Here is a 17,018-nt window from a genome sequence, read left to right on the forward strand (position 1 = left end):
GTCGGCCTCCGGACCGGGCCTCCGGTCGGCCTCCGGACCGGGCCTCCGGTCGGCCTCCGGACCGGGCCTCCGGTCGGCCTCCGGACCGGGCCTCCGCTCGGCCCTCCGGGCCAGGCCTCCGGTCGGCCGAACGTTCGACGCCGGCCCCGTCAGCCCGACGCGAGTCCCGTCAGGAGGATGCGGGTCAGGCCGCGTACCCACTCCTCGTCGGCCGGTTCCGCGCTGACCAGGGTGCGGTGGACCACCGCGCCCGCCACCACGTCGAAGATCAGGTCGGCGGTGCGGGCCGCCTCCACCGGATCGGGCTGCGGGGGGAGTTCGCCCCGCGCCTCCGCCCGCTCCCGGCCCTGGAGGACCAGCCGCTTCTGGCGTTCCACGATCGAGCCGCGGATGCGTTCGCGCAGGGCCTCGTCGCGGGTCGACTCGGCGACGGCCGCCATCAGGCCGCTCCTGGCCTCCGGACGCGCCAGGATCGCCGCGAACTGGAGGACCACGCCCTCGATGTCGGCGGCCAGGCTGCCGAGGTCGGGCAGGCGCAGTTCGTCGAAGAGTTCGGCCACGGCGTCGACGACCAGCTCGTTCTTGCCCGCCCAGCGGCGGTACAGCGTCGTCTTGGCGACTCCGGCCCGCGTGGCCACGTCTCCCAGAGTGAGCTTGGACCAGCCCAGTTCCACCAGGGCCGCCCGGGTCGCGGCCAGGATCGCCGCGTCCGCGGCGGCGCTGCGCGGGCGGCCGGCGCGGGCGGGCGGGGTGCGGCTCTGCATGCCCCGACCCTAACCGGACGGAAAACGGGCGGTTCCCGGGTGGGGGTGAGGGAGATCACCGGGGAGTGGTTTCCCGGAGGCACCCCGTGCCATTACGCTACGGGTCGTAGCGAAAGCGCGGCGTACGACCGCGCACGAGCGACGACCACACGGCGCCCGGTGGGGACCAGGCGCCCCGTACCGCCCTGCTTTTCCGGCGGTTTTCACTCAGGCCCGCGGAACAGGGGAGGATAGACGCATGCAGCCACGGAACATGTCCATGAGCGGTGTCGTCGACCTCGCCGCGGTGAAGGCGGCCCAGGAGGCCAAGGCCAAGGCGGAGCAGGCGCGCGCCCAAGCGGCCCGGGAGGGCGGGACGGCCGCCGTCTCCCCGGCCGATCTCGTCATCGACGTCGACGAGGCCGGATTCGAACGCGATGTTTTGCAGCGCTCCGCCGAGGTCCCGGTCGTCATCGACTTCTGGGCCGAGTGGTGCCAGCCCTGCAAGCAGCTGAGCCCGGTCCTGGAGCGGCTGGCCGTCGAGTACGCCGGGCGCTTCCTCCTTGCCAAGATCGACGTGGACGCCAACCAGCTGCTCATGCAGCAGTTCGGCGTCCAGGGGATTCCCGCGGTCTTCGCGGTGGTGGCCGGCCAGGCCCTGCCGCTGTTCCAGGGGGCCGCGAGCGAGGACCAGATCCGGCAGACCCTCGACCAGCTGGTGCAGGTCGCCGAGCAGCGCTTCGGCCTGACCGGCCTGGCCGTCGACCCGGACGCGGAGGCGGGCGCCCCGGCGGCCGCGCAGGCCCCGGCCGCCGGTCCGTACGAGTCGCTGCTGAACGCGGCCGCGCAGGCCCTGGACGCCGGTGACCTGGGCGGCGCGATCCAGGCGTACAAGAACGTACTGACCGAGGACCCGGCCCATCCGGAGGCGAAACTGGGCCTCGCGCAGGCCGAGTTGCTCCAGCGGGTGCAGGGCTCGGACCCGCAGAAGGTCCGTCAGGAGGCGGCCGGGAAGCCGTCCGACGTGCCGGCGCAGATCGCCGCCGCCGACCTGGACCTGGTGGGCGGTCATGTGGAGGACGCCTTCGGCCGTCTCATCGACACCGTGCGGCGCACCGCCGGTGAGGACCGGGACGCGGCGCGGCTGCGGCTGCTCGAACTGTTCGAGGTCGTGGGGGCCGAGGACCCCCGGGTGACGGAGGCGCGCAGGGCGCTGGCGAGGGCCCTGTTCTGACCCTCGCGGGCCTCGCGACGCCCATCAGTCGCTGAACACCAGGGCATGCGGTGCCCGAGTGAGAGAACTGCCGACGAGCCACTACAGCGGCCGCGCTTTGCCAAAACTTGGCAAACGCGGCCGCTGTTACTGCAAGTAAGGGCAGGGTGTTGAGCTGACCGGTTCCGTCCGGAGATCAACCACTTTGTTCTGCCCTTTGTTGCCACCCTGTGTCGCCGTCCGGGATCAGTGTGTCGTACTGAGGTTATCCGGCCGTTACTAGCGAGTAACGAACCCCCTTGTGCGGGCGGCCAGAATGCACCACGATCGGCCACGCTCGGTCCCTTCCCACAGCCCCGGCAGCCGGCCGGGTCACGGGGAGTCAGGGTCCCCACCGGGCAGGGCCGGCGGCAGTGGCGCCGGTCCTCGGACAGGGGGGTCTTCGCCGGCCGGCGAAGCCTGTCCAGCAGGGTTGTGCGTGATGCGTGTCAGGCGCGACCAGTGGTTGTCGCTCGGGGGTGATCGCCGGTGATTCGGGCGCGATGCGCGCCGCCGAGCGCGGGCGCTCTCCTTCCCGAGGACGTAGCACTTCTCCCATCCCTGCCCGGCCGAGCCGCCGAACCGGGGGCGAGCCGAGGCCAGGAGATGTACGTCCGAGAAGGAGGAAATATGGAGTCCCAGGTGCGTGGCGGGACCAGATGGAAGCGGTTCGCTGTGGTCATGGTGCCCAGCGTGGCCGCGACGGCGGCGGTGGGTGTCGCTCTCGCGCAGGGCGCGCTGGCCGCGTCGTTCAGTGTGTCGGGGCAGGAGTTCAAGGTGACGGCCGACGAGTTGGTCGGCACCGGCTTCGCCCAGTACGGCGCGGTCGACACCGGCTACTCGATGGACAGCAAGAGCGATGCCCCGAACCAGGCGCACGCTGTTGCTGTCTCGGCGTTCCAGGACGCCACGATCACGAACCTGTGCCAGTCCGTGGTCACTCCGAACCTTCCGCTGGTCGGCACCATCACGCTGACGCTGAACGCCGGCGGCGAGAAGGGCAAACCGGTCACGGCACACAACATCTACATCGATGTCAATGACCTGGACGCCGATGCCGAGTTCACCAACATCGACATCGGTGTGGCCGCCAAGGACGCCAAGAAGGGTCCTGGCATCCACGAGGGTGACAAGGCGAACGGCAACGGGTTCGCGCAGCAGGCCGACAAGGCCGTGCTGACGGGTGTGTCGCAGCACGCGTGGGCCACCACGGCCGGAACGTTCAAGTTGAGCGGGCTGAAGATGCGGCTGTCCTCGGGCAGCAACGAGTGCCAGGTCGCGAAGCACTGAGCCCTCGCTGACGGGCGGGGAGCCGATGGCCCCCCGCCCGTTGGACCTGGACCACACCCCCCACGTCTGTACCCCAGCACCAACGCCGCACCAGGGAGCTGTTTTCCATGAGCGCCGAGACTTCTGCCGCACCCGGCCAGTTCACCCACCGGAGGCTGCAGTTCCGCGCCTGGCGGGGCGGGCGCCCGTTCTGGGCCGGTCTGTACATGCTGTTCGGCGGCGTGCCGATCATGTACTTCCCCTACGCGCATCTTCAGTTCGGGCATCTGTCCCTGGCGATGGCCACCACGGCCGGCGCCGGTTCCCTGATCATCGGCGTCCTGCTCGTCGTCCTGGGCATCAGCATCTGGTTCCAGAAGCACATCCGGGTCTTCGCGGGTGTCGCGGCCATTCTGCTGGGGCTGGTGTCCATCCCGGTCTCCAACTTCGGCGGCTTCATCATCGGCTTCCTCTTCGCCCTCATCGGCGGTGCGATGGCCGTCTCCTGGGCGCCCGGTGCCCCCGCGGCGGAGGACGCGAAGGACACGGGGCCGGCGACCGCGGCGAGCGAGTCGAACGACCTGTCAGGAACGAGCCCGGCCAACGGGGCGAACAGGAGGCACAGTGCCGGCTGACGAGGTGACCCACGGGGCCGATGTGGACGAGTCCCGTGCGAGAACCGGGCCGCGCCACGCGGCACGCAGGAAGCCGCTGTTCACCAGGTTCCACATGCCGGCGGGCAAGGCGATAGCCAGCGTGGCGATGCCCACGGCGGTCATCGTGGGAATGGGCTTCACGTCCTCCCTCGCGCTCGCCGACACCGACCACACTTCGCACACCTCCGCGTCGTCGTCGGAGACCATCTCGCCCGACGACTACAAGAAGTGCGTGGAGGCGCTGGAGAAGGCCAAGGACGCGGACAAGTCCTCGCCCTCGCCGTCCGCCTCCGCGAGCGCGAGTGACGAGGCCGAGGACAAGGAGGCGAAGGACGGCACACCGTCCCCCTCCGCCACGCCGGACGCGCAGAAGCAGCAGCAGAAGAAGACCGACAAGGCCGCCCCGGGCGCGTCCTCTTCGCCGGATTCAGGTTCCGGCGACAAGGGCACGTCCGGCGGCGCCGCCACCACCGCTCCGGCGAAGCCGGGCGGCACCGCCACGACGCCCTCGCCGTCCGCGACCCCGACCAAGCACGGCGGCGGCCTGCTCGGCGCGATCGGGGACACGCTGGACGACCTGTTCCACGGCGGGTCGCACGGCAACGGCGCCGCGCCCTCCGCGTCCACCGGCCCCTCGGCGAGCGCGACCGGCCCCGTCAAGGACACCGCCGGCAAGGTCAAGGACACCGTGAAGGGGGCGGCCGGCACGGCGTCCAAGGCGGCCGGTGACGTCACCGGGACGGTCAAGGACACCACCAAGGCGGCCGGGGACGCGGCCAAGGACGCCACGGACGCGGCGACGGGCTCCCCGAGCCCCGGCGCGAGCACCAGCCCCAGCACCAGTCCCAGTCCCAGCCCGTCCGCGAGCGCCGGTGTGGACCCGAAGGACTGCCCGGCGGCCACCGACGCCCAGGGCGGTGTCGACAACAAGGTGCCGCTGGCGGACGACCCCTGGTACCTGGACGCCAGCTCGCTGACGCTCAACGGCGCCAGCTACAAGGGCGTCGTCCAGGTCAGGACCGCCGACGGCAGTGTCAAGAAGGTCCTGAAGTACGTCATCTCGGCCGGCACCGACATCGTCGACCTGCACCAGACGGTCAAGGACAAGGACGCCGGCAAGACGTACCACGTGCAGTCGGCCAAGGGGGAGAAGTCCACCATCACCGGTGGGGACACCGTGATGTACACCGAGAGCATCTCCGGCAATCTGCTCGGGCTGCTCCCGGTCACGTTCTCCCCGTCCAGTCCGCCGCCGCTGGACATCCCGTGGATCTACTTCACCAAGGCCCACGTGGTCCAGGCCGCGCAGTTCGGCGGCAACCTGCACATCCCCGGCATGCGTATCTATACGACCGACGGGGTGTGAGGCCGCAGGGCCTCACGCGAAACGAGGGCGCCCCGCCGGTCCGGCGGGGCGCCCTCGGTGCGTACGGGATCCCGTACCGGCCGGGTCAGTCGCGGCCGGTGCCGCCCAGGTGGTGGACGCGGACCATGTTGGTGGTGCCGGGGACGCCGGGCGGGGAGCCGGCGGTGATGATGACGACGTCGCCCTCGTTGAACCGCTTGAGCTTGACCATCTCCTGGTCGACGAGGTCGACCATCTCGTCGGTGCTGTTGACGAACGGCACGACGTGCGACTCGACGCCCCAGCTCAGCGCGAGCTGGTTGCGGGTGGACTCGTCGGTGGTGAACGCCAGGATCGGCTGGGCCGCGCGGTAGCGGGAGAGCCGGCGGGCGGTGTCACCGGACTGGGTGAAGGCCACCAGGCCCCTGCCGCCCAGGAAGTCGGCGATCTCGGCGGCGGCACGGGCCACCGAACCGCCCTGGGTGCGCGGCTTCTTGCCCGGGACCAGCGGCTGCAGGCCCTTGGACAGCAGCTCCTCCTCGGCCGCGGTGACGATCTTCGACATCGTCTTGACGGTCTCGATCGGGTACGCGCCCACGCTCGACTCGGCGGACAGCATCACCGCGTCGGCGCCGTCCAGGATGGCGTTGGCGACGTCGGACGCCTCGGCGCGGGTCGGGCGGGAGTTGGTGATCATGGACTCCATCATCTGGGTCGCCACGATCACCGGCTTGGCGTTGCGCCGGCACAGCTCGATCAGGCGCTTCTGCACCATCGGGACCTTTTCGAGCGGGTACTCGACGGCGAGGTCGCCGCGGGCCACCATCACACCGTCGAACGCCATCACGACGTCCTGCATGTTCTCCACCGCCTGCGGCTTCTCCACCTTGGCGATGACGGGGACGCGGTGGCCCTCCTCGTCCATGACGCGGTGCACGTCGTCGACGTCCTTGGCGTCCCGGACGAAGGACAGCGCGACCATGTCGCAGCCCATGCGCAGCGCGAAGCGCAGGTCCTCGATGTCCTTGTCGGACAGTGCGGGCACGTTGACCGCCGCGCCGGGCAGGTTGATGCCCTTGTGGTCGGAGATGACACCGCCCTCGATGACGATCGTCCGCACCCGCGGGCCCTCGACGTCCAGGACCTTCAGCTCGACGTTGCCGTCGTTGATGAGGACCTGGTCGCCGCGCGAGACGTCGCCCGGCAGCCCCTTGTACGTCGTGCCGCAGCTCTGCTTGTCGCCCGGGACGTCCTCGGTGGTGATGGTGAACTCGTCACCCCGCTCCAGCTCCACCGGGCCCTCGGCGAAGGTCTCCAGACGGATCTTCGGGCCCTGCAGGTCGGCGAGGACGGCGATGGCCCGGCCGGTCTCCTTGGCCGCGGCCCGGACCCGGTCGTACCGGCCCTGGTGCTCGGCGTGCGTGCCGTGGCTGAAGTTGAAGCGGGCCACGTTCATGCCGGCTTCGATCAGCGCGACGAGCTGCTCGTGGGAGTCGACCGCGGGGCCGAGAGTACAGACGATTTTCGAACGGCGCATAGGGCGATCCTATCGGTTTGTTTCGCTGCGGAATATTCCGTCTGGTGGAATATACAAATGGGCGGGTTCCCGCTCAGTCGAGTACCGGTCGGAATTCCGTGGAAGTTACCCGGCGGTTTTCTCCGGGGCCCGTCGGCGTCCTCCCGCGTCCTCAGCCGTCCTTTCCGACCAGTGCGTAGGTCTGCTGGGCGATCTCCCTTTCCTCGTCCGTGGGGACCACGGCCACGGCGGTGCGCGCGCCCTCGGGCGAGATCAGCCGCGCCGCGTCGCCGCGTACGGCGTTGCGCGCGCCGTCCACCGCCAGGCCAAGGCCCTCCAGGCCGGCCACGGCCGCCGCCCGCACGAAGTCGGCGTTCTCCCCGACCCCGGCCGTGAAGGCGACCGCGTCCACCGTGCCGAGTACCGCGTAATAGGCGCCGATGTACTTCTTGAGCCGGTGGATGTAGATCTCGAACGCGAGCCGGGCCTGCTCGTCGCCCTCGTCCATCCGGCGGCGTATCTCCCGCATGTCGTTGTCGCCGCACAGGCCGAACAGGCCGCTCCTCTTGTTGAGGAGAGTGTCGGTCTCGTCCATGGACATTCCGCCAACCCGCTGCAAATGGAAGATGACGGCCGGGTCCAGATCACCGGAACGCGTTCCCATGACCAGCCCCTCCAGCGGGGTGAGCCCCATGGAGGTGTCCACGCACCGGCCGGCCCGCACCGCCGAGGCGGACGCCCCGTTGCCCAGGTGCAGCACGATCACGTTGACGTCCTCGGGGGCCTTGCCCAGCAGCTTCGCGGTCGCCCGGGAGACATAGGCGTGCGAGGTGCCGTGGAAGCCGTAGCGGCGCACCCGGTGGCGGTCGGCGAGCTTGGTGTCGATCGCGTAGCGGGCCGCGGACCCCGGCATGGTGGTGTGGAACGCCGTGTCGAAGACGGCCACCTGCGGCAGGTCGGGGCGCAGTGCCGTGGCCGTGCGGATGCCGGTGAGGTTGGCCGGGTTGTGCAGCGGGGCCACCGGGATGAGGCGCTCGATCTCGGTGAGCACGGCGTCGTCGACGACCGTCGGCTCGGTGAAGAACATGCCGCCGTGCACCACCCGGTGCCCGATCGCGGCCAGCTCGGGGGAGTCCAGGCCCAGTCCGTCCCGGGCCAGTTCCCCGGCGACGGCCTTGAGTGCGGCGTCGTGGTCGGCGATCGGGCCGTTCTGCTCGCGGGTGTCGCCGGAGTGGGCGCAGGTGTGCTTGAGGCGGGAGGTCTGCTCGCCGATCCGCTCGACCAGGCCGACGGCGAGCCGGCTCGCGTCGCGCATGTCGAGCAGCTGGTACTTCAGCGACGAGGAGCCGGAGTTGAGGACGAGGACGCGGGTCGCGTGCACGGTGTCGGGAGCCTTCTTGTGCGGGGGCGGTCTGCTGCGAGGTCGGTGTGCTGCGGGGTCCGTCGGGGCGGGGGTCGGTCGGGGCGGGGTCAGTCGGCGGCCGGGCGGGCCTGGGCCTGGATCGCGGTGATGGCGACGGTGTTGACGATGTCCTGGACGAGGGCGCCGCGGGACAGGTCGTTGACCGGCTTGCGCAGACCCTGCAGGACCGGGCCGACCGCGATCGCGCCGGCCGAGCGCTGCACGGCCTTGTAGGTGTTGTTGCCGGTGTTCAGGTCCGGGAAGATCAGCACGCTGGCCTGCCCGGCCACCTCCGAGTCCGGCAGCTTGGTCGCGGCCACCGAAGGCTCCACGGCCGCGTCGTACTGGATCGGGCCCTCGATCATCAGGTCCGGGCGGCGCAGCCGCACCAGCTCGGTGGCCTCGCGGACCTTGTCCACGTCCGCGCCCGAACCGGAGGTGCCGGTGGAGTACGACAGCATCGCGATGCGCGGCTGGACGCCGAACTGGGCGGCGGTGGCCGCCGCCTGGACGGCGATGTCGGCGAGCTGCTCGGCGTCCGGGTCCGGGTTGACCGCGCAGTCGCCGTAGACCAGCACCTTGTCGGCCAGGCACATGAAGAACACCGACGAGACGATCGACGCCTCCGGCTTGGTCTTGATGATCTCGAAGGCCGGGCGGATGGTGGCGGCCGTGGAGTGCACCGAACCCGACACCATGCCGTCGGCCAGGCCCTCCTGGACCATCAGCGTGCCGAAGTAGTTCACGTCGGAGACGACGTCGTACGCCAGCTCGGCCGTGACGCCCTTGTGGGCGCGCAGCCCGGCGTACCGCTCGGCGAAGGAGTCGCGCAGCTCGGAGACGGCCGGGTCGATGAGCTGCGTGTCGCCGAGGTCGATGCCGAGGTCGGCGGCCTTCTTGCGGATCTGCTCCGCGGGGCCGAGCAGCGTCAGGTCGCACACGCCCCGGCGCAGCAGCACCTCCGCCGCGTGCAGCACGCGCTCCTCGGTGCCCTCCGGCAGGACCACCCGCCGCTTGTCGGCGCGCGCCTGTTCCAGCAGCTTGTGCTCGAACATCATCGGGGTGAGGCGGTCGCTGCTGGGCGCGGAGACCCGCTTGCTGAGCCCGGCGGTGTCGACGTACCGCTCGAACAGGCCGAGCGCGGTCTCCGCCTTGCGCGGGGTGGCCGCGTTGAGCTTGCCCTCCAGGGAGAACAGCCGTTCGGCGGTGGGGAAGCTGTTGCCGGACACGGAGACGACGGGGGTGCCGGGGGCGAGCCGGGCGGCCAGGGTGAGGATCTCCTCGCCCGGCTCCTCGTCCAGGGTGAGCAGGACGCCGGCGATGGGCGGGGTGCCGGCGCTGTGCGCGGCGAGCGAGCCGACGACCAGATCGGCGCGGTCGCCGGGGGTGACGACCAGGCAGCCCGGGGTCAGCGCCTTGAGCAGGTTGGGCAGCATGGCGCCGCCGAAGACGAAGTCGAGCGCGTCGCGGGCGAGCCCCGAGTCGTCGCCCAGCAGCACCTTGCCGTCCAGGGCGTGGGTGATCTGCGCGACGGTCGGCGCGGACAGGGCGGGCTCGTCGGGCACCACGTAGCAGGGCACCGGGAGGCGGCCGGCCAGCCGCCCGGCTATCTCGTCGCGGTCCTCGCGGGCCACCCGGTTGGTGACCATGGCCAGCACGTCGCAGCCCAGGCCGTCGTAGGCGCGGTAGGCGTTGCGGGTCTCGGCGAGCACCGACTCGGCGGTCTGCTTGCGGCCGCCGACGACGGGCAGCACGGAGGCGCCGAACTCGTTGGCGAGCCGGGCGTTGAGGGACAGCTCGTCCGGCAGCTGGGTGTCGGCGAAGTCGGTGCCGAGGACGAGGACGACGTCGTAGTCCCGGGCGACCAGGTGGAAGCGGTCGACGAGGGTGGAGACCAGCTCGTCGGTGCCCTGCTCGGCCTGGCGGGCGGACGCCTCCTGGTAGTCCAGGCCGTAGACGGTCGCCGGGTCCTGGGACAGCCGGTAGCGGGCGCGCAGCAGCTCGAAGAGGCGGTCCGGGCCGTCGTGCACGAGGGGGCGGAAGACGCCCACCCGGTCGACCTGCCGGGTCAGCAGCTCCATGACACCCAGCTCGACGACCTGGCGGCCGTCACCGCGGTCGATGCCGGTCACGTACACGCTGCGGGTCACGCGGGCTCTCCGTTTCCTCGGGTTCCTCGGGATGTGCGGGTGCGGTGGTGCGGGTGCCGCGGTGGTGCGGGCGCTGCGGTGCGGGTGCTCCGGTGCAAAAAAGCCCGCCGTGGGGCGGAACCCTCTTGACAATACCTCCGGCGCTGGATAAGGCGCCCGTCAAGGCGAAGCCCCCCGCGGGACGTGAAAGAATCGGACAGGATCACCGGTATCAACAGTGGGCAGGAGACACAGCGCGATGCGTATCGGAGTTCTCACGGCAGGCGGCGACTGTCCGGGACTGAACGCGGTGATCCGGTCGGTCGTGCACCGAGCGGTCACGATGTACGGCGACGAGGTCATCGGCTTCGAGGACGGCTACGCCGGTCTGCTCGACGGCCGCTACCGCGGCCTGGACCTCAACGCGGTCAGCGGCATCCTGGCCCGCGGCGGCACCATCCTCGGCTCCTCCCGGCTGGAGCGCGACCGGCTGCGCGAGGCGTGCGAGAACGCCTCCGACATGATCCACCAGTTCGGCATCGACGCCCTCATCCCGATCGGCGGCGAGGGCACGCTGACCGCGGCGCGCATGCTGTCGGACGCCGGGCTGCCGGTGGTCGGCGTGCCCAAGACGATCGACAACGACATCTCCTCCACCGACCGCACCTTCGGCTTCGACACCGCGGTCGGCGTGGCCACCGAGGCGATGGACCGCCTCAAGACCACCGCCGAGTCCCACCAGCGCGTGATGGTCGTCGAGGTCATGGGCCGGCACGCCGGCTGGATCGCCCTGGAGTCCGGCATGGCGGCCGGCGCCCACGGCATCTGCCTGCCCGAGCGCCCCTTCGACCCCGCCGACCTGGTCAAGATGGTCGAGGAGCGGTTCGCCCGCGGCAAGAAGTTCGCCGTGATCTGCGTCGCCGAGGGCGCCCACCCCGCCGAGGGCAGCATGGACTACGGCAAGGGCGCCATCGACAAGTTCGGCCACGAGCGCTTCCAGGGCATCGGCACGGCGCTGGCGTACGAGCTGGAGAGGCGGCTCGGCAAGGAGGCCAAGCCGGTCATCCTCGGGCACGTCCAGCGCGGTGGCGTGCCCACCGCCTACGACCGGGTGCTCGCCACCCGCTTCGGCTGGCACGCGGTGGAGGCGGCGCACCGCGGCGAGTTCGGCCACATGACCTCGCTGCGCGGCACCGACATCGTGATGGTGCCGCTGGCGCACGCGGTCACCGAGCTGAAGACGGTCCCCAAGGACCGCATGGACGAGGCGGAGTCCGTCTTCTAGCCCCTGGCTCCGTGAGCCCCTGGGCTCAGAGCCGGGTCCGCTCCCAGAAGTGGTCCACGATCCGGTCGAGGTAGTCCCGGCCGGCGTCGCCCGCGTCGCTGGCCGCGCTGTTGCCGCCCCAGTTGAGCGAGGCGACCATCTGCCCCTGGTAGTCCTGGTGCAGCGCCTGCAAGGTCCGTTCGAGCTGGGGCCGCTCCAGCGGCACCACCTTGGCCACCGGGCGCACGTACGCCTGCCAGCGGGTGGCGACGGCGCTGCGCAGCAGCTCGGCGAGGTGCTCCTCGCGTCCGGTGACGGTGACGAAGTCGGGCAGGGCCAGGTCGAGCGCCTCGGCGAGCGCGGCGGACTGCCGTTCGTTGCCGCGCCAGTCGTCGCGCTCCTCCATGCGCAGATAGCGGGGCAGGTCGAGGCCGACGGCCCGGGCCACGTCCTCCGGCGGCAGGCCGCGGGCGATGCGGTGCTCGCGCAGGGTGCGCGGCCGGCCGATCAGCTCGCCCGGCGAACACCACAGCACTCCGGCCAGCGCGGTCAGTTCGGCGCCGGAGGGGGCGGCGAGCTGGCGTTCCCAGGCGGTGACCAGATCGGGGGTGACGTAGGGCAGCCCGTAGGAGACCCGCATGCCGTGGGCGACGTGCTCGGGTCCCATGCCGAGGGCGGCACGGATCCGGCGGGCCGCCGGGGCGTTGAAGGGGAGGGCGGAGGAGGGGTCGGGCGGGCTGGGCTGGTTCGGTCTTGCTGAGGGTCGGCGCACGGGCACAAGGTAGGGGTCCGCGGCTCCGGTGACTACGGGCCGTTCCGACAGGATCACGGGTTGTACGAACATACGGTTCCGTAGGTTTCGCGGTACGGGCCTGTCACGGCCGTGCCGTGCGAGGTCACGCTAAGGCCGGCGGCCCGCTTCCGGTACCCACCGGTACACCAGCTCCGGCCTGCCCACCTGTCCGTACAGCGGGCGCCGGGCGGCGCGGCCCGCCGTCACGAGGTGCTCCAGATACCGGCGGGCCGTGATGCGGGAGATGCCCACCGTCTCGGCGACCCCGGCGGCCGTGAGGCCCTCGGCCGCCTCCCGCAGCGCGCCCGTCACCCGTTCCAGCGTGGGGGCGCTCAGTCCCTTGGGGAGGGCGGCCGGGCCCGGTGCGCGCAGCGTCGCGAGCGCGCGGTCCACCTCCTCCTGGCCGCCGGCCTCCCCGACGGCCGCGCGGAACTCGGCGTACCGGACCAGCCGGTCCCGCAGCGTGGCGAAGGTGAACGGCTTCAGGACGTACTGGACCACGCCCAGCGAGACGCCCTCGCGCACCACCGCGAGGTCCCGCGCCGAGGTCACCGCGATCACGTCCGCGTGATGGCCGGCGGCCCGCAGCGAGCGGGCCAGCTTCAGACCGTGCACGTCCGGCAGGTGCAGATCGAGCAGGAGCAGGTCCACCGGGGTGCGCTCCAGCAGCCTGCGGGCCTCGGCGCCGGTGTGCGCGGTGCCGACCGCGACGAAGCCGGGCACCCGGCCCACGTACATCACATGGGCGTCCGCGGCGACCGGGTCGTCCTCCACGACCAGGACCCGGATGGACCCACCGCCGCCCGGGTCGCCGCCGGGTCCGGCGCCTGCGCCCTCGCCGGGGCCGGTGCGGGTGCTCTCGCCGGGGCGGGTGCGGGTGTTCTCGCCGGGGCCGGTGCCCGCGCCGGGGCCACTGCCCGTGCTCTCGCCGGGACCGTTGCCCGTACCCCCGCCGGGTCCGGCGCCTGCGCCCGCGCCGGGGCTGGTGCGGGTGTTCTCGCCGGGGTCGGTGCCTGCGACGGGGCCACTGCCCGTGCTCTCGCCGGGACCGTTGCCCGTACCCGTACCTCCGCCGGGTCCGGCGGCTGCGCCCTCGTCGGGGCTGGTGCGGGTGTTCTCGCCGGGGCCACTGCCCGCGCCGGGGCCACTGCCCGCGCCGGGGCCACTGCCCGCGCCCTCGCCGGGACCGTTGCCCGTACCCCCGCTGCGACCGTTGCCCGTGCCCTCGCCAAGGGGTCTCCCCGGGGTCTCGCCCGGGGTTCTGCCGGTGGTGCCGTCGTCCGTCATGCGCCGCGTCCTGCCGTTCTCTCGCCTCTCCCGCCGCCGGTGCTGTCCTCGCGGGCGTTCCCGAGGGGCAGCCGCGCCTCGAAGACCGCGCCGCCGTCCTCGCCCCCGGCCACGGTCAGCGTCCCCGCGTGCCGCCGTACCGCCTGCCGGGCCAGCGCCAGCCCGAGGCCCCGGCCGCCCGGCCCCGTCGGCTTGGTGCTGAAGCCGCGCTGGAAGACCCGGTCCGCGTGGGCCGCGTCGACGCCCGGGCCGGTGTCCGCGACCCGCAGCACCAGCGTGGCGTCCCGCGCGCACGCCGTCACCGTCACCCGGGCCCGCGTACTGCCCTGGGCCGCGTCCACCGCGTTGTCGATCAGATTGCCGAGGATCGTCACCAGATCGCGCGGCGGCAGGGAGGCGGGCAGCGGCCCGTCGTCCAGGCCGCTGCCCGCGCCGACCACCAGCTCCACGCCCCGCTCGTTGGCCTGCGCGGTCTTGCCGAGCAGCAGCGCGGCCAGAACCGGTTCGCTCACCGCCGCGACCACCCGGTCGGTCAGCGCCTGGGCCAGTTCCAGCTCCGCGGTGGCGAAGTCGACCGCCTCCTCGGCGCGGCCCAGCTCGATCAGCGACACCACCGTGTGCAGCCGGTTCGCCGCCTCGTGCGCCTGGGAGCGCAGCGCCTGCGTGAAGCCGCGCTCGGAGTCCAGCTCGCCCGTCAGCGACTGGAGTTCGGTCACATCGCGCAGGGTGACCACCGTGCCCCGGCGCTGGCCGCCCGAGACCGGCGAGGTGTTGACCACCAGGACGCGCTCGGCCGTCAGGTGCACCTCGTCCACCCGGGGCCGCGCGGACAGCAGCGCCCCGGTCAGCGGGGCCGGCAGCCCGAGGCCGGCCACCGAGGCGCCCACCACGTCCGCGGCCCCGCCCACCCCCAGCAGCTCCCTTCCGGCGTCGTTGATCAGCGCCACCCGGTAGTGGGCGTCCAGCATCAGCAGTCCCTCGCGCACCGCGTGCAGCGCCGCCTGGTGGTAGTCGTGCATCCGGCTCAGCTCGGCCGCGTTCATGCCGTGGGTGTGCCGGCGCAGCCGCGCGTTGATCACGTACGTGGCGACCGCGCCCAGCGCGAGGATGCCGGCCGCCACCGCGAACAGCATCGTGACCTGCTCCCGCACCCGCCGGCTGATCGCGTCCACCTTGATGCCCGCGCTGACCAGCCCGATGACGCGGCCGTCCGCCTCGACGGGGGTGACCGCGCGCACCGACGGGCCGAGGGTGCCGGTGTACGTCTCGGTGAAGGAGCCGCCGTGCTGGGCGCGGGAGATGTTGCCGAGGAAGGGCCGGCCGATCTCGGCCGGGTCCGGATGGGTCCAGCGGATGCCCCCCGGGGTCATGATCGTCACGAAGTCGACCCCGGTGTCCCGCTGCACCTTCAGCGCGTACGGCTGCAGGCGGGCCGTGGGGTCGGAGGTGCGGATCGCCTCCCGTACGGAGGGGGAGTCGGCGATCGAACGGGCCACCGCGGTGGTCTGGCGGCGGGCCACGCCCTCCGCCTGGCCGCGGTCGCTGACGTAGGTGAACAGCGCGTATCCGGCCACCACGAGCGCCAGCAGCACGGCCTGCATGGCGAAGAGCTGGCCCGCCAGACTGCGCGGTCTCGGGAGGGCGGGGATACGCATGCGGCAAGTCTGCCTCCCGGTTCTGGCGTGAACTAAATGAACGGAAGGGTGACCGCGCTCACAGGGCGGGAGATAGTCACCGCATCCCCGATATCCCCGGTGCTCCCGGCCGGCCCGGCGCCGCCCGGCCGCCCGGCCGGATATCCCCCCGGACGTGAGCCGCACGCCGGTGATGCCGACGACGTCGTCAAGGAGGGCAGCCGTGACCAGCGCAGCCGATACGGCACCTGCCGCACCCCCGGCCGGGCCGGGCCCCGCCGCGAAACGGGACCGCACCCACTACCTGTACCTCGCGGTGATCGCCGCGGTGGTCCTCGCCGTCGTCCTCGGGTTCGCCGCGCCGGACTTCGCCAAGCAGCTCAAGCCGCTCGGCACGGGCTTCGTGAACCTGATCAAGATGATGATCTCGCCGATCATCTTCTGCACGATCGTGCTCGGCGTCGGTTCGGTGCGCAAGGCCGCCAAGGTCGGCAAGGTGGGCGGCCTCGCCCTCGGCTACTTCATCGTCATGTCGTGCGTGGCGCTCGCCATCGGCCTGGTGATCGGCAACCTCGTCCACCCGGGCAGCGGGATGCACCTCACCGAGGCGGTCAAGGGCGTCGGCCACGCGCAGGCGGACGCCGCGAAGGAGGGGCCGGTCGACTTCGTGCTCGGGATCATCCCGACCACGCTCGTGTCGTCCTTCACCGAGGGCCAGGTGCTCCAGACGCTGCTGGTCGCCCTGCTCGTCGGCTTCGCGCTGCAGGCCATGGGCCGCCGGGGCGAGCCGGTGCTGCGCGGGGTGGAGCACATCCAGCGGCTGGTCTTCCGCGTCCTGTCCATGATCATGTGGGCGGCGCCGGTCGGCGCGTTCGGGGCGATGGCCGCGGTCGTGGGGGAGACGGGCGTCGACGCGCTCAAGGCGCTCGCCACGATCATGGTCGGCTTCTACGCCACCTGTGTGCTGTTCGTGATCGTGGTGCTCGGCGCGATGACCCGGCTGGTGGCCGGCGTCAACATCCTCCGGCTGCTGAGGTACCTGGGCCGCGAGTTCCTGCTGATCCTGTCCACGTCGTCGTCGGAGTCCGCGCTGCCGCGGCTGATCGCCAAGATGGAGCACCTCGGGGTGAGCCGCCCGGTCGTCGGCATCACCGTGCCGACCGGCTACTCCTTCAACCTCGACGGCACCATGATCTACCTGACCATGGCCTCGCTGTTCATCGCCGACGCCATGGACCAGCCGCTCTCCATCGGCCAGCAGATCACCCTGCTGCTGTTCATGATGGTCGCCTCCAAGGGCGCGGCCGGGGTCACCGGCGCCGGTCTGGCCACGCTGGCCGGCGCGCTCCAGTCGCACCAGCCCGCCCTGGTCGACGGCGTCGGCCTGATCGTCGGCATCGACCGCTTCATGAGCGAGGCCCGCGCCCTGACCAACTTCGCGGGCAACGCGGTCGCCACCCTGCTGATCGGCACCTGGACCGGCGAGGCCGACAAGGACCGGGTACGGCGGGTGCTCGCGGGCGAGCTGCCCTTCGACGAGCGGATGCTGCTGGACGACTCCGAGGAGGCGGGGGCCGGCCTGCCCGAGCCGCAGGACCACGGCGAGAAGCAACTCGCGCCACTGGCCAGGACCTGATCCGTCCCGTCTGGGGCCGCGCTCCCGGGGCCACCCTCCCGGCCCGGCCCTCCCCCCTGCTCCGAACGCCCGGCCCGGCCTGAACCCGGGCT

The 17,018-nt window shown here is 72.1% G+C and carries 13 protein-coding genes; 6 read left to right on the top strand and 7 right to left on the bottom strand.

Features of this window, described 5'->3' with window-relative positions; all coding sequences use genetic code 11:
* Positions 1–149: 149 nt before the first annotated feature.
* Positions 150–764: a TetR/AcrR family transcriptional regulator gene (locus ABZ858_RS16685; RefSeq protein WP_361377939.1), complete on the bottom strand. Its 615-nt coding sequence runs from the start codon at positions 762–764 to the stop codon at positions 150–152.
* 238 nt (positions 765–1,002) lie between these two features.
* On the opposite strand from ABZ858_RS16685, the gene ABZ858_RS16690 reads away from it, so the two are divergent.
* The 4 genes from ABZ858_RS16690 (at position 1,003) to ABZ858_RS16705 (ending at position 5,286) form a co-directional block, all read left to right on the top strand.
* Complete coding sequence (locus tag ABZ858_RS16690) at positions 1,003–1,977, top strand: tetratricopeptide repeat protein (protein WP_361377942.1); 975 nt, start codon at positions 1,003–1,005, stop codon at positions 1,975–1,977.
* A 648-nt stretch (positions 1,978–2,625) separates the two neighbouring features.
* Positions 2,626–3,285 carry a DUF6230 family protein gene (locus ABZ858_RS16695; protein WP_361377945.1) on the top strand — a complete coding sequence of 220 codons (660 nt, stop codon included), beginning with the start codon at positions 2,626–2,628 and terminating at the stop codon, positions 3,283–3,285.
* A 107-nt stretch (positions 3,286–3,392) separates the two neighbouring features.
* Entirely contained in the window at positions 3,393–3,899 is a 507-nt protein-coding gene (locus ABZ858_RS16700; protein WP_361377948.1) for a DUF6114 domain-containing protein, read from the top strand.
* Positions 3,889–5,286, top strand: a complete 1,398-nt coding sequence (locus tag ABZ858_RS16705) for a hypothetical protein (RefSeq protein WP_361377951.1) — start codon at positions 3,889–3,891, stop codon at positions 5,284–5,286. The genes ABZ858_RS16700 and ABZ858_RS16705 overlap by 11 nt, the downstream gene beginning before the upstream one ends.
* Before the next feature lie 85 nt (positions 5,287–5,371).
* Here ABZ858_RS16705 and pyk read toward each other — a convergent pair whose 3' ends face one another.
* From pyk to pta, 3 genes are all read right to left on the bottom strand, one after another.
* Positions 5,372–6,802, bottom strand: coding sequence for a pyruvate kinase (gene pyk, locus ABZ858_RS16710; protein WP_361377954.1), 1,431 nt, complete (start codon positions 6,800–6,802; stop codon positions 5,372–5,374).
* A 151-nt stretch (positions 6,803–6,953) separates the two neighbouring features.
* Positions 6,954–8,162 (bottom strand): acetate kinase, encoded by a 1,209-nt coding sequence (locus ABZ858_RS16715; protein WP_361377957.1) that lies wholly within the window; start codon positions 8,160–8,162, stop codon positions 6,954–6,956.
* Between the two features lie 89 nt (positions 8,163–8,251).
* Positions 8,252–10,333 (bottom strand): phosphate acetyltransferase, encoded by a 2,082-nt coding sequence (gene pta / locus ABZ858_RS16720; RefSeq protein WP_361377960.1) that lies wholly within the window; start codon positions 10,331–10,333, stop codon positions 8,252–8,254.
* Positions 10,334–10,571: 238 nt separating this feature from the next.
* Here pta and ABZ858_RS16725 point away from each other — a divergent pair, with 238 nt between their 5' ends.
* Positions 10,572–11,597, top strand: a complete 1,026-nt coding sequence (locus ABZ858_RS16725; protein WP_361377963.1) for an ATP-dependent 6-phosphofructokinase — start codon at positions 10,572–10,574, stop codon at positions 11,595–11,597.
* 25 nt (positions 11,598–11,622) lie between these two features.
* Here ABZ858_RS16725 and ABZ858_RS16730 read toward each other — a convergent pair whose 3' ends face one another.
* The 3 genes from ABZ858_RS16730 to ABZ858_RS16740 all read right to left on the bottom strand — a co-directional run bounded on the left by ABZ858_RS16730 (position 11,623) and on the right by ABZ858_RS16740 (position 15,311).
* Positions 11,623–12,348, bottom strand: a complete 726-nt coding sequence (locus ABZ858_RS16730; protein ID WP_361377966.1) for an XRE family transcriptional regulator — start codon at positions 12,346–12,348, stop codon at positions 11,623–11,625.
* A gap of 129 nt (positions 12,349–12,477) precedes the next feature.
* A complete protein-coding gene (locus tag ABZ858_RS16735; protein WP_361378047.1) occupies positions 12,478–13,158 on the bottom strand; it encodes a response regulator in 681 nt (226 codons plus the stop codon).
* A gap of 494 nt (positions 13,159–13,652) precedes the next feature.
* The gene (locus ABZ858_RS16740; protein ID WP_361377969.1) at positions 13,653–15,311 is read right to left on the bottom strand and encodes a sensor histidine kinase; all 1,659 of its coding nucleotides are present in this window, start codon (positions 15,309–15,311) and stop codon (positions 13,653–13,655) included.
* Positions 15,312–15,513: 202 nt separating this feature from the next.
* Between ABZ858_RS16740 and ABZ858_RS16745 the strand changes: the two genes are divergently transcribed.
* Positions 15,514–16,926, top strand: a complete 1,413-nt coding sequence (locus tag ABZ858_RS16745; protein WP_361377972.1) for a cation:dicarboxylase symporter family transporter — start codon at positions 15,514–15,516, stop codon at positions 16,924–16,926.
* Positions 16,927–17,018 lie beyond the last annotated feature (92 nt).

Origin of the sequence: Streptomyces sp. NPDC047017, assembly GCF_040644175.1 — a bacterium.
Taxonomy (GTDB): domain Bacteria; phylum Actinomycetota; class Actinomycetes; order Streptomycetales; family Streptomycetaceae; genus Streptomyces.